At 60.9% G+C, this 18,878-nt stretch carries 20 protein-coding genes; 3 read left to right on the top strand and 17 right to left on the bottom strand.

Going from position 1 to position 18,878, the window contains the following annotated elements; translation table 11 throughout:
* Positions 1-84: 84 nt before the first annotated feature.
* The 7 genes from dnaB to VKS22_03375 form a co-directional block, all read right to left on the bottom strand.
* The gene (gene dnaB / locus VKS22_03405) at positions 85-1,464 is read right to left on the bottom strand and encodes a replicative DNA helicase (GenBank protein HLW69650.1); all 1,380 of its coding nucleotides are present in this window, start codon (positions 1,462-1,464) and stop codon (positions 85-87) included.
* Positions 1,465-1,711: 247 nt separating this feature from the next.
* On the bottom strand, positions 1,712-2,386 hold the full coding sequence (locus tag VKS22_03400) for a rhomboid family intramembrane serine protease (GenBank protein ID HLW69649.1): 675 nt from the start codon (positions 2,384-2,386) through the stop codon (positions 1,712-1,714).
* Between the two features lie 61 nt (positions 2,387-2,447).
* On the bottom strand, positions 2,448-3,125 hold the full coding sequence (locus tag VKS22_03395) for a nitroreductase family protein (GenBank protein ID HLW69648.1): 678 nt from the start codon (positions 3,123-3,125) through the stop codon (positions 2,448-2,450).
* 73 nt (positions 3,126-3,198) lie between these two features.
* On the bottom strand, positions 3,199-3,858 hold the full coding sequence (locus VKS22_03390; GenBank protein HLW69647.1) for a response regulator transcription factor: 660 nt from the start codon (positions 3,856-3,858) through the stop codon (positions 3,199-3,201).
* Complete coding sequence (locus tag VKS22_03385; protein ID HLW69646.1) at positions 3,858-5,486, bottom strand: ATP-binding protein; 1,629 nt, start codon at positions 5,484-5,486, stop codon at positions 3,858-3,860. The genes VKS22_03390 and VKS22_03385 overlap by 1 nt, the downstream gene beginning before the upstream one ends.
* A gap of 24 nt (positions 5,487-5,510) precedes the next feature.
* Positions 5,511-8,279: a UPF0182 family protein gene (locus VKS22_03380; GenBank protein HLW69645.1), complete on the bottom strand. Its 2,769-nt coding sequence runs from the start codon at positions 8,277-8,279 to the stop codon at positions 5,511-5,513.
* 18 nt (positions 8,280-8,297) lie between these two features.
* Positions 8,298-8,612: a hypothetical protein gene (locus VKS22_03375; GenBank protein ID HLW69644.1), complete on the bottom strand. Its 315-nt coding sequence runs from the start codon at positions 8,610-8,612 to the stop codon at positions 8,298-8,300.
* Between the two features lie 108 nt (positions 8,613-8,720).
* Here VKS22_03375 and VKS22_03370 point away from each other — a divergent pair, with 108 nt between their 5' ends.
* Positions 8,721-10,415: a thiamine pyrophosphate-binding protein gene (locus VKS22_03370; GenBank protein ID HLW69643.1), complete on the top strand. Its 1,695-nt coding sequence runs from the start codon at positions 8,721-8,723 to the stop codon at positions 10,413-10,415.
* Here the strand turns inward: VKS22_03370 and VKS22_03365 are convergent.
* The 3 genes from VKS22_03365 to VKS22_03355 form a co-directional block, all read right to left on the bottom strand.
* Positions 10,398-11,138 carry a thioredoxin family protein gene (locus VKS22_03365; protein ID HLW69642.1) on the bottom strand — a complete coding sequence of 247 codons (741 nt, stop codon included), beginning with the start codon at positions 11,136-11,138 and terminating at the stop codon, positions 10,398-10,400. The two genes, VKS22_03370 and VKS22_03365, sit on opposite strands and share 18 nt — an antisense overlap.
* Before the next feature lie 56 nt (positions 11,139-11,194).
* Positions 11,195-11,749, bottom strand: a complete 555-nt coding sequence (locus VKS22_03360; protein ID HLW69641.1) for a carboxymuconolactone decarboxylase family protein — start codon at positions 11,747-11,749, stop codon at positions 11,195-11,197.
* An 85-nt stretch (positions 11,750-11,834) separates the two neighbouring features.
* On the bottom strand, positions 11,835-12,461 hold the full coding sequence (locus VKS22_03355; GenBank protein ID HLW69640.1) for a DedA family protein: 627 nt from the start codon (positions 12,459-12,461) through the stop codon (positions 11,835-11,837).
* Between the two features lie 200 nt (positions 12,462-12,661).
* On the opposite strand from VKS22_03355, the gene VKS22_03350 reads away from it, so the two are divergent.
* Positions 12,662-13,432 carry a dienelactone hydrolase family protein gene (locus VKS22_03350; protein HLW69639.1) on the top strand — a complete coding sequence of 257 codons (771 nt, stop codon included), beginning with the start codon at positions 12,662-12,664 and terminating at the stop codon, positions 13,430-13,432.
* Positions 13,433-13,438: 6 nt separating this feature from the next.
* Here the strand turns inward: VKS22_03350 and VKS22_03345 are convergent, their stop codons facing one another.
* From VKS22_03345 to VKS22_03325, 5 genes are all read right to left on the bottom strand, one after another.
* On the bottom strand, positions 13,439-14,221 hold the full coding sequence (locus tag VKS22_03345; GenBank protein HLW69638.1) for an enoyl-CoA hydratase/isomerase: 783 nt from the start codon (positions 14,219-14,221) through the stop codon (positions 13,439-13,441).
* 47 nt (positions 14,222-14,268) lie between these two features.
* Complete coding sequence (locus VKS22_03340) at positions 14,269-15,381, bottom strand: hypothetical protein (GenBank protein ID HLW69637.1); 1,113 nt, start codon at positions 15,379-15,381, stop codon at positions 14,269-14,271.
* The gene (locus VKS22_03335; GenBank protein ID HLW69636.1) at positions 15,382-15,570 is read right to left on the bottom strand and encodes a hypothetical protein; all 189 of its coding nucleotides are present in this window, start codon (positions 15,568-15,570) and stop codon (positions 15,382-15,384) included.
* 79 nt (positions 15,571-15,649) lie between these two features.
* A complete protein-coding gene (locus tag VKS22_03330; protein HLW69635.1) occupies positions 15,650-16,537 on the bottom strand; it encodes an IS1595 family transposase in 888 nt (295 codons plus the stop codon).
* A gap of 88 nt (positions 16,538-16,625) precedes the next feature.
* A complete protein-coding gene (locus VKS22_03325) occupies positions 16,626-16,748 on the bottom strand; it encodes a hypothetical protein (protein HLW69634.1) in 123 nt (40 codons plus the stop codon).
* Between the two features lie 352 nt (positions 16,749-17,100).
* Between VKS22_03325 and VKS22_03320 the strand changes: the two genes are divergently transcribed.
* Complete coding sequence (locus VKS22_03320) at positions 17,101-18,120, top strand: hypothetical protein (protein HLW69633.1); 1,020 nt, start codon at positions 17,101-17,103, stop codon at positions 18,118-18,120.
* 38 nt (positions 18,121-18,158) lie between these two features.
* Here the strand turns inward: VKS22_03320 and rbfA are convergent, their stop codons facing one another.
* Together rbfA and VKS22_03310 are read right to left on the bottom strand one after the other, a co-directional pair.
* A complete protein-coding gene (gene rbfA / locus VKS22_03315; GenBank protein ID HLW69632.1) occupies positions 18,159-18,512 on the bottom strand; it encodes a 30S ribosome-binding factor RbfA in 354 nt (117 codons plus the stop codon).
* 49 nt (positions 18,513-18,561) lie between these two features.
* Positions 18,562-18,843, bottom strand: a complete 282-nt coding sequence (locus VKS22_03310; GenBank protein ID HLW69631.1) for a DUF503 domain-containing protein — start codon at positions 18,841-18,843, stop codon at positions 18,562-18,564.
* Between the last annotated feature and the right edge of the window lie 35 nt (positions 18,844-18,878).

Here is an 18,878-nt window from a genome sequence, read left to right as displayed (position 1 = left end):
TTGCAGATTCCTGACCTTGGCCGCGCCTCGCGGACTCGGCCGCCCCCTGTGCTCGCTCCGCACGGCAACTGCGCTCCGCTAGTGCTAGCCCTCGGCGTCGCCGTAGACGTCTGCTTCGGGCGCGTAGTTCTCGAAGCGCGTGTACTGGCTCAGATAGGTCAACTTCGCAGTGCCGGTGGGGCCGTTGCGTTGCTTCGCAATGATCACCTCGGCAACCCCGGGCTCCTTGCTGTCGCGATGGTACATCTCGTCGCGATAGATGAAGGCGATGACGTCGGCGTCCTGCTCGATCGCGCCCGACTCACGCAGGTCGGCGAGTAGCGGCCGGCGATCCGGGCGGGTCTCGACCTGGCGGTTGAGCTGGGAGAGCGCGATCACCGGCACGCGCAGCTCCTTGGCCAGCGCCTTGAGCGAGCGCGAAATTTCGGCGATCTCCTTTTCGCGCGATTCACCGGGACGCGCCGAGCGCATCAATTGCATGTAATCGACGATGATCAGGCCAAGATTCGAGTTGCGCTCGCGCATCAGGCGCCGGCATTTGGCCTTGAGCACCAGCGGTGAGGTGTCGGAATTATCGTCGATATAGATCGGCGCCTCCGACAGCCGCGCCGCGGCCTGCGCGAGCTTGGGGAAGTCCCGCTCGCCGAGAAAGCCGGCGCGGGCCTTCGAGCTGTCGACCCGCGCTTCTGCGCAGAGCATCCGCAAGGCGAGCTGCTCTTTCGACATTTCGAGGGAAAAAAACGCGACGCCGACGGGGGGGTCGGCCTCGGTCGCCGCGTAGGTCGCGAGATTCAGCGCGAGCGCAGTTTTGCCCATGCTCGGGCGCGCCGCGATAATCACGAGGTCGGCCGGCTGCAAGCCCGCGGTCAGCCGGTCGAGGTCGGTGAAGCCAGTCGGCACCCCAGTCACCAGCTCCTTGCGTTCGTAGAGCCGTTCGAGCAGCGCGATCGAGGCCTTGGTGACCTCCTGCATCGTGAAGAAGGCCTGGCGGATGCGCCGCTCGGAAATTTCGAAGATCCGATGCTCGGCGCCGTCTAGATACTGATCGACATCAGTGGGGGCGTCGTAAGCGCCCGAGGCGATCTCGGTCGCGGTCGAGGCGAGGCTGCGCAGGACGGCCTTTTCGCGCACGATCCGCGCATAATGGGCGACGTTGGCGGCGGTCGGCACGCCAGCCGCCAGCTCGGCAATATAACCCGGCCCGCCAATCCCCTCAAGCACGCCGCGCGTACGCAGCGCCTCGGTCAGTGTGATCGCATCGACCGGCTGGTTGCGTTCGACCAGCGCGACCATCGCGCGGAAGATCTCGCGATGAGACTCGCGATAGAAATCATCCGCGACCAGGATTTCGATCGTCTGGTTGATCGCGTCGTTGTCGAGCAGGACCGCGCCCAGCACGGATTGCTCAGCCTCAAGATTCTGTGGTGGAACCCGTCTCAGAATGTCGTCCGCCGCCGCCGCCATCAACCACCTCGCTCCGATGCTCCGGGATACACGAAACCGGACCAAGACCGAAAGCGCGGACCGCGCCGCGGCGCGAAGCCCCTTCCGGAATTGAACATTTTTATGTTATCCGCCGCGCGTCCACCGTCAATCCACTATGCGCGCAGAGTCTATACACACAATTTTGCTCAATCCTGTGGATTCCCCCGCATCCGAGCCAAGCATTTCTTCTCGCGAACGCCAGCCGCCGGCGCGAGTTGTGGAAATCTCATCGTCGCCGGCGCGCGGGAGCTATCGGGCGCGCGAGGATCGGGCCCGCCGCCACGCCAAAAAGAAAGCCGCCGACGTGCGCCCACCAGGCGACCCCGCCGAACATCGGACCGGGCGCGCTGCTTGCCACTCCGGAATAAAGCTGGATCGCAAACCAGGCCAGCAGATAGACGATCGCCGGAATCCGGATTGTGCGGATGAAAATGAAGGTCGTGATCCGCCCGCGCGGAAAGAGTGAAAAGTACGCCCCCAGCACGCCCGCGATCGCCCCGCTTGCCCCCACGACTGCGACCGGCGACGACGGCGCCATCGCGACTGTCGCGAGTCCGGCGGCGACTCCGGCAATCGGGTAGAAGCCGAGAAATCGCCGATGGCCCATTCGCGCCTCGACCGCCGGACCGAAGATCAGGAGATAAAGCATGTTGCCGGCGAGATGGAGCGGCCCGGCATGAAGAAATTGCGACGTCACCAAAGTCGCGAGAATGCTTGCCTCGAGTCCTAGCGGATGCGGCTGGCTCACCAGCGCAGGCACCATCGCGAAACGCACAAGGTCCGCGCCGCTGGACCTCGTTTCCCAGCGCCCGTAGGCGAATATCGCGACGTTCGCCACGATCAATAGGGTGTTGACCGGGCTGAAGCGCCGGACGGCCTCGCTGTCGCGAATCGGGATCATCCGGCGCGATATCAAGCCGGGCCACCGTCGCAAAACGCGCGGCCCGGCTTTTAATGGATCGTTACGCGGGCCAGGGCTTGCCGTAGCTGTCGAGACAGGCCACCTCGCTCACCGGCTTGCGCTGCACCCGGTAGTGATGGCCCTGCGGATAGCCGATCGGCATCAGCGCGTAGGTTTGCACCTCCGCCGGGAGATTCAGGATCGCGCGCACTTCGTCTTCGTAGAAGGCATGAATCGTCGTCAGCGTGGTGCCGAGACCGAAGGCGCGGCAGGCCAGGATGATGTTTTGCACCGCGGGATAAATGCTCGAGCCGGCGATTCGCCCCAGCCCCGCCATCCGCGTCTTGAGGTCGTCCGGCAGGGCCGCAGCCCCGCTCCACATCGAGGCTCTCAGGCACGGCACGAGCAGCACCGGTACCTCGCCCATATGGTCGAACAGATGCATGACGGCCTGCATGAAGCGTTCGTATTTCTTCTCGTCAATATGTTCGGGACGCGGCATCCCGGCGTAAAGCTTCATGAGGATGTCTGAAGTTTTCTTGTACACTGCGCCGAGTCGGCGGCGTTTTTCCGCGTCCTTGACCACGACGAAGAGCCACGCCTGGGTGTTGCTGCCCGACGGCGCCCGGATCGCGGCGTCGAGCACCTTGGTGATGATTTCGTCGGGCACCGGATCGGGCCGGAATTTTCTGATCGCGCCCGCCGAATAGATCGCATCAAACAACGCCATTTCCGCCATAGCTCGCCCTCCTGTCGTCAGTTTTCACAAATTTTTTGCAGCATTAACGGCGCGCTCATTATCCGCAAGCACGCTACCGCAGCTTAACGATTTTGTGCTGGATCGCGTAACGCACCAGGTCGGCGGTGGTGCGTAAGTTGAGTTTGCCTTTGAGATTGTCGCGATGCACCTGGGCGGTCTTGGGACTTATCCCGAGCTGCGCCGCGATCTCCTTGCTGGTCGCGCCGTGACCGACCAGCCGCAGGACGTCGCGTTCGCGGTTCGTCAGCCGGGGCTCACCGTCGGGACTGGGCGCCGGGTCACTGATCCGCCGCAGCAGCAGCGGCGCAACTGAGGGACTCATGTAGCGCCCGCCCGCACTGACCGCGCGCACCGCGCTGAGCAATTCGTCGGGGGCGTCGGACTTCAGCAAATAACCCGCCGCGCCCGCGGCGGTCAACGCTTCAACCACGTCCTTTTCCTCGTCATAGGCCGACAGGAGAATTACCTTGGCGTTGGGCGCCGCCTGCCGCAGCCGGCGCGTCGCGGCAATTCCATCCATCCCCGGCATCTCGAGGTCCATCATGACGACGCGGGGCCGGGTCTTCGGCGCGAGCGCCAAAGCCGTCTGCGCATCGGCCGCCTCGGCGACGACCTCGCAGCCGGACTGCTCGAGCAGTAGGCGCAGCGCCGCCCGCACGATGTGATGATCGTCAACGATCATCACGCGCAGCCCTTTAAGTTCTTCCCCCATCAGCGCTCCGGCACCTCCGCAGTAAGCCGCGTGACGCCGCCGAGCCGTTCGAGCCTGAGCGCACCGCCCATCAGCTTGAGCCGCTCGCTCATTCCGGCCAGCCCCATCCCGACGTTGCCATCCACCTTCAGCGTCAGGGCTTTGCGCGCCGCGATGCCCCGGCCGTTATCGTCGATCCGCAGGAAGATCCGGCCGCCCCGGCGTTCCGTACTGATTTCGGCGCGGGTCGCCCCTGAATGGCGTATCACGTTTGAAATCGCCTCTCGCGCCACCTGGTAACATAGCTCCTGAAGCGGTCGCGGAATAGTTTTGGTCCATTCCGGATGGAGCAGGCGCGCCTTAATACCGGCCTCGGCCAGACGATGGATTTCGAAGCCGATCGCCTCGCGGAGCGTCGAGCGGCCCAACGCGGCCGGCCGCAACTCCCGCACGCGCAGGCGCAGCGCCTCGTCGAGCTGCTTCAAGACCTCGCGCGCTTGTTGCGGATCGGCGGTTAGCGCGAGCCGCGCCGCCGTCAGCAACTGCGCCAGATGGTCGTGCAGATCGCGCGCGATCCGCGCACGCTCGCCATCGATCGCGCTGAACATCCGCATCCCGAGGCTGCGCACCAGGCTTTGCAATCGCGCAGCTTCCTGCTCCGCCAGCCATCGCTCGACGATCGGGCCGAGCGCAAGCCCCAGCCGTTCGAGGCTTGCGAGCACTGTCGGCGCGATCGCGCCGCTTGCCGCCAGAGCAATTGCGCCTTTGGAGAGCGGGACGCAGACGTACACAGGAAAAGCTGAAAATATCCGATCTTCTTCGACAGGAGGCGCAGAGCCGGCGTCGCGCTCGCGGACGGTGACAACGTTACGGCGGAGGCACTCGGCGAGTGCGCTGTTCGCGCCGAGAGCCGTGATCCGCGTCAACGCCGTTGAAGCGGCGGCCACGCGTAGTTCGCCCTCGATTACGGCTGCAACCAGCCACGAGCCAAACGAGCCGAAGCGCGCGACCCGCTCTCCCAAACCGGCGAAACGGCGTTGCGGCGGCAGCTTCAGGCAGTCGGCGACTATCCCTTGAAGCGCCGCGCGCTCTGCCGCGATCGCCGTCAGCTCATCCTGTGCCGCCGCGAGCCGCTCGCCGCTTGCCGACGCCTGCTTTTGCCAGAAGGCCCGCGACGTCGCGAGCTCGTCCATGGCGAGGATCTCGCGTGCCCGGTCGTAGACCAGCCGCGCGAGCGCCGCAACGTCGGCAGCGCGCCGGCCCACCGGCACAAGCGCGATCGTCGTAATCGGAGTGCTCGACAGTGCGAATCCCTGGAGCGCGCAATCGTCAGCCAGTCGCGCCTTCGCGATTGCTGCAAGCTGGCCGGGCTCAAGTTTGACGATTGCGTGCGCTGGAAGATGCTCGCTTTGACGCGCGACCAGCGCCAACAGTGAATTCAGAGCCGCCCGCGCAAAGATCTGATCCGCCGCCTGCACTATCCCCGCGTCAATCGCGCGCCGCCACGCGATTACACAAGCGACGCCGTCGCACGCCGCTCGCGCATTGGCGGCGAGCTGCTGCAGCCCCACGCTGAGTTGCGGCGCATCACCGGCGAGATTGTCGTGCGGCGGCGCAGTTGCGGCAGCGGGCGAAAGGACTTGCTTCACGACCCTCCCCCAAGGGCGCATGCGTTAGTGGCTGGGACTATTCGGGTTTGGACTATTCGGCGGCCGCGCCAGCACTGCACCCAGCGCCTGCATTTCCGTTCCGAAGCGCGGCCAATCACCCTGCTTGAGCGCGTCGAGCGCGTGCTGGTAATGATCAGTCGCGGTAGTCAGATCACTAACGCCGGCCGTCGCCGCGGTTCCGCTCACGACCGCGACACTTGCGGCCGGCGCTGTTGCGGACGGTTTCAGCGCAGCCGGCGTCTCGCCCTTGAAGAGCTTCGCCAGCGTCGATTCCAGATCATCGCCCATCACGATGCGATCGCTGTACGAAGCGATCACGCGCTTTAATTCCGGCAGTTGCCCGTTCGACGCCCGAATGTAGAGCGGCTCGACATAAAGCAGCGCGTCCTCGACCGGAATTACCAGCAGGTTGCCGAGCAGGACTTTCGAGCCCATCTGGTTCCACAGTGAGTATTGCTGCGAAATTTCCGGGTTCTGATTTATGCGGGCCTGAATCTGATAGGGGCCGTAAAACAATTTGTCTTTGGAAAACTCAAATTCAAACAGATGCCCATAGTCGGCGCCGTCACAGCGCGCCGCCAGCCATGAAATCATATTATCGCGCCCCTGCGGCACCATCGGGAGCATCAAGATATACTCAGCCTTGGTCTCTCCCGGCAGCCGCATAATTACGTAATACGGCTGCATCGGCATGGTCTCGTCCGAGTAGTTTTCGCGCGGGAAAGTCCAGACATCCTCGCGATTATAGAAAACCGCCGGGTCAGTCATATGGTAGGTGCCGTAGATCTCCGCCTGAATTAGAAAGAGCTGCTCGGGATAGCGGATATGGGCGCGCAACTCGGGCGGCATCTCGGCCAGCGTTTTGAACATGGCAGGATAGATTTTTTGCCAGGTCCGGATAATCGGATCCGCCGCATCCGAGACATAGAAAGTGGTCTCGCCGGTGTAGGCATCCACCACCGCTTTCACGGAGTTTCGAATATAATTAATCTGGTCGCGATTCCGCTGCGAGTAGGGATAATGATCGCTCACCGTATAGCAGTCAGTTATCCAGTAGAGCCCGCCATCATGCACTACCATGTAGGGATCAGGGTCTTGAAGCAGAAATGGCGCGAGCGTTGCGATGCGATCGGTGATATTGCGGCGCAACAGGATTTTGCTGTCGGCGATTATATTGTCGGTTAGCAGCAGGTTCACGTCGCGATAGTAGAAGCTGAACAGCAGCCGGCGCAAAAAGCCGCTAACGGGAACCCCGCCGCTGCCATGATAGTAGCCGAACGCGTTGTCGTTGCCGCGCGGATAGTCAAATTCGGGCGTCGCCGAATTCACCACCGCATAGTTGTCCGCCGACTCGCCGTAGTAGATGCCGGGCTGCGAAATCTTGAGGTCAATATCTGATTGCGGCGGTATATTCTTGATATAGAGCTGCGGCAGCCCCTCCTGATCTTTGGTGTTCACCGGGCTCATCACGAGCCCGTAGCCGTGCGTGAACTTGAGATGGCGGTTGACCCAGGTCTGCGCGTTCTGCGGCAGCAGCTCGAGGTTCAGCTCGCGGCCGGAGAGCATCACCTGAGTCTCCTCGCCGCCGAGCCAGTAACGATCGATATCGACGTCGCGAAAGTTGTAGTACAGGCGGATTTCCTGCAACTGCTGATAAGTCGCGATCAGCGGACGCGGATCCCACAGCCGGATATTCTTGACCGTGGTCGCGTCGCGTTCGAGCGACGCCGCGGTCAGTTGGCCGGAGCCCTGGAAGGGCTTAACGTCCACGGCGTCAAGCTGATAGGCCGTCCGCGTCAGCTTGATATTGCGCGCGATGTAGGGCTGCTCGATGCGCAGCTCGTCAGGCTTGACCCGCAGGCGTTCGATCACTGGTCCAATCAGGTTCAGAATGATCGCCGGTGCAAACACCACGATCGCCGCGGCGACGGCCTGGCGCGGATTACCTTCGCGCGCATTCGCGATACAGATCGCGGCTGCGGCGACCGCCAGCACCACAAGCACCCACAAAGCCGGCTTCCATAAAACGTCATCGACGTAGCGCAGGCCGAAGACGATATCGTTGGAGTGCAGCGTCAGCGCGTAGCGCGCCAGCCAATAGCCAAAGGCGCGTTGCAGAAAGAAAATTCCCAGCAGGACTGAAAAATGCGCGGCGCACGACGGCGAGATCTGGGGCGGCGATTCACGAAAATCCAGCGAACCGCGCACCCAGTAAATTGCCGCGGTCACGATACTGGCCAGGACCAGAACGGTCAGGAAAAGATCGCGCAGCTCCTCGAGCAGCGGCAGCGCAAAGACGAAAAAGCTGATGTCGAGCCCGAAGGCCGGTTCCTTGACGCCGAAGGGCACGCCCAGCAGGCCCTTCAAATAGACATCCCAGCTCGAGGCCTCGGACTGCGCGACGAAGAACCCCAGCACTGCGGCAACGCCGAGAATCAGCACCTTCCACGGAACGCGATCGCTCAGCGAGCGAATCAGTTCCGGCAGATTGACTTCGGTTACTTCCGGATTGCGGCGTACGACGCGCAGGCGTTCACGATCGCGGCTGAGCCGCAGCGCGAGGAGTCCGCTGGCGCCAATCGCCAGAAACGTGATCGCCCATACTGCGGCGAAAATTGCCGCCTGTGCTATCAGCGTCGTCGTGAAGACGCCGCGAAAGCCCAGCGCGCCGAACCACAGATAATCGACGAGCAGGCTCGCGGTGAGGCTTAGCGTGATAAGCGCGGCGATTATAATCGCCGCCAGGCTGATCAGGAATGAACGGGAGCGCATCGATTCGGTGGTTATTCTCTACGCCCCACGGCCGACCTGCGCAACATGCTCGCGCACGACGTCGGGAGGGCAGAGCCAGAGGAAGAGCTTGAGGGAGATGTAGCCGACCAGCACCCAATCGAGCTGGCCGATACCCGGGATGAAATCGAGCTCGAGTGCGGGCGGCGTCAGCAAGAGCAGCAAGCCCAGAAAGGGCACCGCTTTCGCGATCACCGAGACCCGCTGATCGCCCATCAGGCGATAGAAGACCCGCGCGAACTTCGGCAGATGGACGATCAGCCCACGCATCCGTATCGGGTTCAGCAACTGCGTCCTGAGAAACGAGCGAAACATGCTTGGCCTACGCGTTGAGCTTAGCACATCGTTGCCGACGCCGGTTATATCGCGAAGCGCCGGGATTCCGGCGCGACTTTCAGCTAGAATCGCGCCGGAGGTTACCGGATGAAGCGGCGTATGACCCTGGGCGAGTTTCTCGTCGTCTATCTCAAGAAAATTGGTGTGCGGCACGTCTTCGGGATTCCCGGGGATCTCGCGCTCAAGCTGTTTTTCGCGCTCGGCCGCAAGCATGATTTAGATATTCTGACGCTGGCGCACGAACCGGGAGTCGGTTTCGCGGCCGACGGCTATGCGCGCGCGACCGGCAAGATCGGCGTAATCTGCGTGACCTACGGCGCCGGCGGCCATAACATGGTGAATCCAATCGCCGGTTCCTTCTCCGAACGGGTGCCGCTGCTGATTTTTTCCGGCGGCCCGGGCGAAGAGGAGCGCAAGCTCGGCACCCTGATTCATCATCAGGCGCGCGAGATCGAGTCGCAGCATCGCATCTACCAGGAGGTCTCCTGCGCCTCGCGCGTGCTGACCGATCCGCATACGGCTGCCCGCGAGCTGCATGAGGTGACAACCGCGGTCTGGGCCAATCAGCAGCCGGGGTACGTCGAGATCCATCGCGACATGGTCGACCGTGAAATCGAGGTTCCCGACGAATTAATCGAGTGGGACGGCCGCCTGCACTTTGCCGACTCCGATCGGCGCAAGGTCGTCGAGGCGGCGCGCGAGACCGCCGCCATGTTCAACGCGGCCCGTCATCCAATCGTGATCGCCGGAATCGAAATCCATCGCTACAAGGCCTCGCACGATCTGATCACCCTGGCGGAACGGATGGGCGCGCCGGTCTGCGCCACCGTGCTGGGCAAGGGGGCCTTCCCGATGGAGCATCCGCTTTACCTGGGTGTTCACGTCGGGCCGATCAGCCCGGGGCCGCTGGTGGCCCGGATGGACGCGGCGGACTTCGTACTCAACCTCGGATGCCTGCGCACCGATATGAACTTCGGCAACCGCCCGCCGCATATCATTCAGGCGCAATCGGTATGGGCGGTCGATCGCCGGGTCGACGTCAAGTATCACACCTATACCGACGTCGCCGTGCGTGACTTTGTGCGCGCGCTGCTCAAGCAGGATCTGCGGCGGCATCAGGAGTCGATTACCTACGCGAGTAATCTGCCTGACAACTCCGCGCCTGTTAACGCCGGCAAAGCGCCGGTCAAAGTCAGCGACCTGCTGCGCGCGGTCAATGATTTCGTCGCGAAACATCGCGGCTATATGGTCATTTCTGAGGCCGGCGACATGCTGTTCGGCGGCCTCGACGTGCGGGTCTCCGGTCAGGGCACCTACTTCGCGCACGGCTTTTACGCCTCGATGGGCTTCGCGGTGCCGGCCGCGCTGGGCGCGCAGGTCGGCTCCGGCAAACGGCCGCTGGTGCTCTGCGGCGACGGCGGTTTTCAGATGACCGGGCCCGAAATCTCTCAAGCGCCAAAGTTCGGCGCCAATCCGATCGTGATGGTGGTCAACAATGGCGGCTGGGGCATCTTCCGTCCGATCGCTTCCGACCGCCGCGACCTGCTCGAGATTCCGCCGTGGCCCTACGCGAAGCTGGCCGAGGATTGGGGCGGCGCCGGCTTTGTCGCCAATACCCTAACCGAGCTGCGCGACGCGCTCGAGGCGGCGCATCGCCAAAAAGCCTTCGCGATTATCGACGTGCGGGTGGGACGCGACGACCTCTCACCGGTGACGATCAAGTACATTCAGGCCGCGGCCCGCCACTCGCGCGCGCCCGCGAACTCACGCAGGAATGACTAATCCGCCCGGTCCGCGATAGTCACTGCCGTAGCGATCGTGATGACGCACCCAGGACTGCGCGAAGGTCAGCCCGGCCTCGTCGCGCCCCTTAGGCATCAGATCGAGCCAGTGGTAAGCGCCATTGATCGTTTCAACACCACGTTCGTAGGCGGAATAGGTATGAAAGATGCCCCCGTCGGAGGCTTTGTAGAAGGCGCTGATTCCGACAATTTCTGTTAACGGACTCTGCTTGAGCCGGTAGTTCTGATAAATCTCACCCTTGGCGGCCTGCTCGGCGGTGAATGAGACAAAATAGTCATAGTTGAAGCCGTTCTCGCCCGCGGAAACCCACTTGAATTTCCAACCTATGCGTTGCTTGAACGCTTCAAGTTTCGGCAGCGGAGCATGGGATATGGCGATCAGCGTCACGTCGCCCGCCCGCAGATGCGCGTCGATACCATCGAAGTTGTCGGCCCAGAAGGAACAATGCGGGCAGCCCGCCTCCCACTCGGGCCCGAACATGAAATGATAGACAGCGAGCTGGCTTTTTCCGGCAAACAGGTCACTGAGACTCTCTTTGCCGGACGGACTCTCGAATAGGTATTCCTTTTCGACTCGCACCCACGGCAACTCCCGGCGCTGCTGACTCAGTTGGTCGCCCAGGCGGGAGAACTCCTTCTCCTTGATTAGTAACTGCTTGCGCGCCTCGATCCATTCCTCGCGCGAGACAACTTTGTGAGACATCTCCGTCATCGCTCCTTGCGTTTGCCTACAAGTCCGAGAGCAGCGCCTTGTTCCACTTACTGCTTGGCGCCTTCGAGCAGGTTGACCTTGCCGGCAAAATCCTCGAGTTCGACCTCCGTGGTTTCGAGGATGCGCGCGACCATCCCCCAAAAGCCGATCGCCATGATCAACTCGACGATCTCGCCCGTCCCAAGATGTTGCTTGAGCGCGTCGAGCGTGGCTTTCGAGCCCTTGACGTTGCGTGCGATCTCGTCGGTGAAGCGCAGCACCAGCCGCTCGACGTCGCTGAAACACTGGGCCGCCTCCCAATCGTCGACGCCGCGCAGTTGCTCATCGCTCACGCCGACGCTCTTCGCGATCGGCACGTGCTGAGTGTACTCATAGAGCGAATTGCAGACCCGCGCGTTGCGCAGAATCGCGAGTTCGCGCAGCTTGCCGTTGAGCTTGCCGCGCGTCATCAGCGAGTTGCCGAGCCGCGAGAAGTTCTGAAAGACCGCATCTGCGGCGTTCGCGATCATTCGCGCAACATTGAGCTTGCGCGGCGTGTTGCCCAGGATCTCGCGAGTCTTTGCGGAAGCGTGGCTTTCGTCAACGAACGGTAACAGCGCCATCGGTATACCTCCTTCGGTGATTTCGTGTCGTAATTCCCGCGACACTAATCCGACCCGCGCCGAAGAGGCAAACCGTCCGCCATCTTCAGCCGGGCGGGGCAGAGGCCGACGGCGCGCGCTCGCGCCGCCAGTAATAGATCAGCACGGCGGCGGCGAGAATCAGCGCCAAGGCCATCCAGTGACTCGCGCGATGAGCCGCGTAGATCACCCAATCGAGCTCGTCGCCGACCAGGTAGCCGACCGTGATCACCAGCGAGCACCAGGTCAGCGCGCCCAGCACGTTCCAGCCGAGGAAGCGCAGAAAAGGCATCCCCGCCGCCCCGGCCATCGGGCCGGCCATGAAGCGCGCGCCGGCGACGAAGCGCGCCATAAACACGGCCTTGCTGCCATGCACCGCGAAGAAATCCTGGAGGTGCACGTAGCGCTCGCGCACGAATTTGAAGCGCTGCGCCAGGCGCTCGAAGAGCCGCTGACCGCCGATTCGCCCGCAGGCAAAGCCGCACGAATCGCCGATTACCGCGCTCACGATCCCGACCAGATAGAGCGTCCGCAAATCGAGATCGCCGCGGCCGGCCATAAAGCCCGCAACCAGCAGCACCGTCTCTTCGGGCACCGGGACGCCGAAATTACCGACGAACACCAGCACGAAGATTCCGAGATAGCCCCACACGCCGAGCCAATCCGTCATCTGGGAGGGGTTTATGAGATGCATTTGATAGCAGCTTCGCGGTCTGCGCACCGCATCGGTCAGATCGAAAGTCTGCCGAAGAGAGCCGACAAAAGTAAGGGGGTCATGCTTCCGGCGCGTGCGCCACCCCTTGGGCAAGCACTTGGGATCGATCGGCGAAATGCGCTATCGAGAATTGATCCGCAGCCCAACGATGCGGCTCAATACGTCAGGAGACAACCACTATGGCATTAGCCGGAGAAGTTTCGGATTTGACCAATCTCGACGCGCGCGACGTCAGCTTCCCGAGTGACGGCTTTCAGATGAAGGCTTACCTCGCGCGGCCCAAAGCGGCGGGAAGCTATCCCGCGATTATCGTCCTGCACGAGGCCTTCGGGCTGGTCGAGCATGAGCGCGATGTCGCCCGGCGTCTCGCCAATCTGGGCTTCATCGCGCTCGCGCCGGACATCTATTCGCGTATCGGCGCGCCGAAAAACGCGACCGACATGAATGAAGTTCGCGCCAAGATGTTCGGGCTGACGGACGCGCAGGTCGTGCGCGACGCCGAGGCCGCGGCGGCCTTTATACGCGCCCAGCCGAAGGCGAGCGGACGCGTCGGCTGCGTCGGCTTCTGTGTCGGCGGGCGTTGGACGCTGCTTTTTGCCACCAGCAGCGACAAAGTCAACGCCGCGATTGACTGTTGGGGCGGATTCATCACACGCGCGACCCCTGACGCCGTTACGACGCCGGAGCGGCCGACTCCCGTCATCGACCTCGTTCCACAACTCCACTGTCCGTTATACGTGGTCTGCGGCGAAGAGGATCAGAACCCCTCCCCAAGCGACGCCGAGGAATTGCGGCGGCGGCTGGAAAAATCCGCGAAGAGCTTCCAACTCGAAATCTTCAAAAACGCCGGCCACGCCTTTTTCGCCGATTATCGTCCCAGCTATCGCGAAAAAGCAGCGTTTGAACTGTGGCCGAAGATGCTCGCGTTCTTCAGGCAGCATCTCGCCTGAGCCGCCTCACGCGCCGGTGAATTTCGCCGGGCGCTTCTCCAGGAAGGCGCGGATACACTCTCTACAATCGGCCGACCTGCCCGCGCTCCGTTGCGATTGGCATTCGAGATTGAGCTGCTCCTCGTAAGAATTGTCCGCGCTCTGCCAGTAGAGCCGGCGGATCAGGCCGAGCGCGACAGTCGGACCGTTGGCGAGGTCGCGAGCGAGTTCCGAGGCTTTCCCGATCAGTTCCGCATCGTCATAGACGCGGTTGATCAGACCCCATTCGAGCGCTCTTTCGGCCGGCAGCTTTTCGCCCAGGAGCGAGAGTTCGGCGGCGCGCGCCTTGCCCACGAGGCGCGGTAGCAGCCAGGTCGAACCCCCATCGGGGACCAGTCCGATGCGGCGAAAAGCTTGCAGAAAGTAAGCCGATCGCGCGCAGAGGACGAGATCGCCCATCAGCGCGAAGCTCATCCCGACTCCGGCCGCCGCGCCATTCACCGCCGTCACGAGCGGCATCGGCAGCTCGCGTAGCCGCCGGAGAAAAGGATGAAACAGGGTTTCGAGCAGCGTGCCGGGGTCGGCGGCGCCTGAGGATCCCGGCTGCAAGTTTGCGCCCGCGCAAAAGCCGCGCCCGGCGCCGGTCATCACGAGACAGCGGACGCTGTTTTTCCCGCGCTCGACCTCGTCGAGCGCTTTCATCAGCCCGCGGACCATCTCCGGTGAAACCGCATTCATGACCTCGGGATGATTGAGCGTCAGGACGCCGACGCTTCCATCGAAATCCAACTTTGCACGCTCGAACTCCATCAGCCTTCTCCTCATTGAGCCGCATCGCGGCGGCCGTGAGCCACAATCTAGCATCGCCGGGTCGTGTTGCCGACGCCGGGCGTCTTCATCGTCAGCCCTCCATGCGTTCGAAGGGAACTGTTCGATTGACTGCTTGCGGTGACTAGCTGGTCTGGTTGAAGATAAAACTTGCTGTCTGATCCCTCTATAGGGGAATCTTCCCCCAATTGACACCACAGGGCGACCGCATATATCATCCCTGCGACAGGCTCGTACCAGCGACAAAATGCCGACGTATGCCGACGGCCAGTCCAATCGCTGTAGCGGAAATATCCAAATGCGAAGAACCGCACCGCATCGATATTTCTTTCGGGATGCAGAGCCATATACGTGTTGGTTGCCTCGCGCACAGTGCGTGGTTTTGGAGCGAAGAGTCTGATCCGTCTTTCTTCGTCGGGACCAAGCTTGATGCCCTTGAGCAACCCGCGTTCCTCGCCATAGACCGGGACGCCAGTTTCCTTATCAAGCGATGGAAGCAATTCGCGACCACGCATGCGCATGTGACTCTCAAGAGAAAAGCCTTTTTCATTGCCGATCGATTTCAACGTAATGTTACCCTCAACAATCTTGCTCCAAGTGGCTCCTCGATTATTGAGTACAAAAGCGAACTCTGCGGCTCTTGGCTGGAGCTGGCCAGTTTCATCAGCCGCGAGCAATGCGTCCGGGTCGGTAAGAAGCGCGATATGGCGTATTATCAGGCGTGGCCGGTGGTCGGCGATATAGGTTCGATTAAGGATTCGCAATTGCCATCCAAGCAACCCAACAAGGAGGGCACTAAGAGCAAAAGCCGCATAGTCGATTATGTCGCGCTTAACATTGATGACAGTAACCTTGAGGGTATCGTTTTTGTCGTCTGCGACGTCGTCGGGATGTTTATTATCGGGCTTACCAACGAGTGGAAGGGGTTTAGTCTCGGCGTCATTTGTGCCATCGCCGGGTCTTTGGTCGTTTTTTTTCACGGCTGGCCCTGGGATTGGCCCTTGTTCGTTATAATACCAATTGCCGGAATAATAGTAGTTGTTAGTAGTGCTTGGAGTTGGACTATTTTGCGCGAAGCTACTTTTCCCAGCGGGCAGAAATATCGCCAAGATTAACGCGAGCAAAACTCTTGAGCCTTTCACTTACTGACGCCTACGTCCCCGCCGTCGTTTTTCATGCTCCCCCCGCACAACCTTCGATGGTGGTGTCTCTATGAGCCGCTTCAGCACTTCATGTAAGTGCGGCTCTGGAACGTCGTTTTTAAACTCTAAACCGTGCTCAGCTTTTTCCTTCTCGATTTGTGCAATCAGTTCTTCATCCTTTTTGTGCATGGCTCCTTTCTCACAAAGTCAAATTGCAATTGCATTGGTCTGGCTGGTGGTAGCTGAGGTTCCTGCCAGCGAGGATGCCTCAGCATCCTGCTATGATTTCGCCAAACATGTCAGGGTTCTTTCGGTTGTTATGCCGGAACTGAAATTCCGCCAAATAGAGCGGAAGGTACTTCGCGCTAACATTGTGGTAAGTGCCGACTACACCACGTTTGAGCAGCGCCCAAAACGACTCAATGTTATTCGTGTGAATCTGGCCGCGAACGTACTCGCCAGTACTATGGCTGACCGCTTCATGCGGGAAACCTATCGCGTCCAGATGCGCATACCCGCGATGCTCGTCGGTAGATACAAGGTCAACCGACCCGCTGACCGTCTTACGAACGAAGCGATTGAGCGTAGCTGCATCGGTGTTATCGATTATCTGGCAGACCACGTTGCCTTTACGGCTGATTGCTCCGATGACGCCAACCTTACCCGAACCGAGTCCACCCGTTATATGCGTTCTTTTGTTCCAGTGGCGATTCTTATCTTTTCCGCCGATGAACGACTCATCGATTTCGACAATGCCCATCAATTTCGCGAAGTCGTTATCCTTCATCGCGGCGCGAATCCGATGGCACATATACCACGCGGTCTTTTCTTTCTTGAAACCCATGATGCGCTGAACGTTCAGGGAACTGATCCCCTTCTTTGCGTTCAGAATCAGGAAAGCGACAGTGAACCACTCTTTCAGAGGGCGTTTAGTATCCTGAAAAATGGTCCCACTGATAACGGAGAAGCGATACCCGTTCCGCCCGCCACAATCGCGCTGCTTGCAAACCCAATGGAACGGGCGGTGCGTGACGTGAAAGACCTTCTCGCTACCGCACTTCGGACAGCGCACGCCGTCCGGCCAGCGCTTGGCTACCAGATAGCGCTTGCAGGCTTCTTCGTCTGGGAACTGTTCCAGATGTTCTTTGAGCGTCATGCATTGGAATTTAACAGATTACGGGTGTGGTGTCAATTGGGGGAAGATTCCCCTAATAAGGTTCGGGCCTCGATTTTCGAGGCGAGAGCTATTCCTTGGGGCGGGCTTCGCGCCGCCGGACGTCGCTTTCGAGGCCCGGATCAAACTCGAAATCGAACTCCGAGGTATAGCGCAGGCTGAGCACGCGACCATCCGCTGCACCGCCGCGCAATTTAAGCTTCGCGGTTTTTAAGAGTCATTCGCGCGCGAATGTCCGCCATGACGCGCCAAATTCCAAATAATTCACCATGTACTGAACGAGTACACTTGCTCATGCCGCGGCGGCTTATTAGGCTATTCGAGCGAATTCGGAAAGATTTAAGCGCGACCCGTTGCTCGCTTTTCTTGACCCGTCTCGCGGATACAAAAAAGCAGATCAAGCCGTTTCTGTTGCGCTAAGCGTAGGAAGCTCAAGCGACGGTCCCGCCAGCGCGGGTAAATCTCATAGCTGCGGAGCGTGAGCGCTGTCAGTACATAAACGTCTACTACCAGTTACATACCGATAAGTTCAGTGTGTAGCATGAATGGAGATTTTTATCGAAACTCCAATTGAAATTGTTTATACCGATCCCGGATCTCCTGGATACACCGCGGTTAACTATATGGCGCGGCTCGCCGCCGAACTGCTCAATGGAAAATTAGTCGTGGTTCGCTCCAGGACTGCCACGAAGACTCAACAGTTGGGTAGCTTACTGCCGCGCAAGCGACGGGGAGCAGCTTGCCTGCTCATCTGCCCCGATCCTGCAAATCTTGCTTCGATATTGCTGCTCGAAAATTGGCGGAAAAGATACGGCCGGATAGTCGCCTGGGCATTTGACTCATTCTGGTCAAGCCGCATCCCCCGCTTCGCGCGCCTGGCACGGATATTTGACCATGTATTCGTGACCGAACAGGAGGATCTGAAAAGCTGGCGCGAGGCCGTACCTGCACCAGTAGATTGGCTGCCTTGGGGCTCTGACGTATTGCGTCTGGGTTCATGTAATGGGGTGCGCGCTCTCGATCTTTTGCGAATTGGACGCCAGCCATCAGAATGGGAGGACGATCCGTCAAGCATGCTGCTCTGCCAGTCGCGCAATCTGAGCTTTCAGGGCCGTCCGCCAATTCTCAGTAATGCGACGGACAACCAGCGCTCTTTAATGGAGATTTTGAGTCGAACCAAATTCACATTGGCCTTTTCGAACCGGGTCAGCCCCAGCGTTCAAACCCACCCCGAGCGCGAATACATCACCGCGCGCTGGACCGATGCGCTCGCGGCGGGCGCCACTATCGCCGGAGTCCCGCCACGTAGCGCGCCAGTGCAGTCACTTTTGTGGCCGGAGGCCCAACTCGATCTTGGGACAGTCAATCGCACTGAAGGGCTCGACGTACTTGCTCCCGCGGTTCGCGAATGGACGCCAGGTCGCGCCCGGCTCAACTACAAAAGATCGCTGGAGCGCCTCGATTGGCGTTGGCGCTTCAAGACACTGGCCGACGCGTTGGGTGTGGACGGGCATGGACTGAATATGGAGCTTACACAAGTCAGCCAGATCATCAATGCTATTTAAAAAGAAAGGCTCGGTGCAGCTCGCTGATTTCGCCAGGACTATTCCTTCGGGCGGGCTTCGCGCAGTAGGGTGTCGACGCGGGCGGCGCTTTCGAGACCCGGATCAAACTCGAAAGCGAAATCCGGCGTATAGCGCAGGCTGAGCGCGCGGCCAAGCTGGCGGCGGATAAAACCGCTGGCGCTCTGAAAGCCCTTAATCGCGTCAGCGGCGCGAACCCGGCCCCCGAGATGCGAGAAAAAGATCCGGCCGCGCCGCAGATCGTCGGTCATGCGCACGCGGGTCAGGCTGATCCCGCGCAGGCGCGGATCGCGCAAGTCCCGCAACAGCATCAGGGCCACTTCTCGATGCACCATCTCGGCGACCCGTTCGGGCCGCCTGCCATCGCCTTCCATGGTTTCGAGCCTACACCGCGCGCCGCGCGCACCCTAATAGTTGAAAATTTCAATAGTTGAGAATTTCGAGCGATTCTTCGCCGAGGGGCGCCAGCCCCAGATCGTCGATAAAGTTGACCACTTCGCGCAAAGCCGAATCGACGAAGCCGCGGTCGTTGCCGACCTGGCAGATGCCGAGTTCGGCGCGCTGCCACAGGTCGTTGTCGTCGGATTCCGCGATCGAGACGTTGAACTTATTGCGCACGCGCGCCTTGATCGCGCGCAGCACCTGGCGCTTGCCCTTGAGCGAATGGTTCTCGGGCAGGAAGAGGGTCAGGCGCAAGACTCCCACCACCATATTGGATTCGCCACCGGCGCGCCGATCGA

Source organism: Candidatus Binataceae bacterium (assembly GCA_035308025.1).
Taxonomy (GTDB): Bacteria; Desulfobacterota; Binatia; order Binatales; family Binataceae; genus JAJPHI01.
Note: the sequence above shows the minus strand (reverse complement) of the source record. Positions and strands in the feature narration are given on the sequence as shown.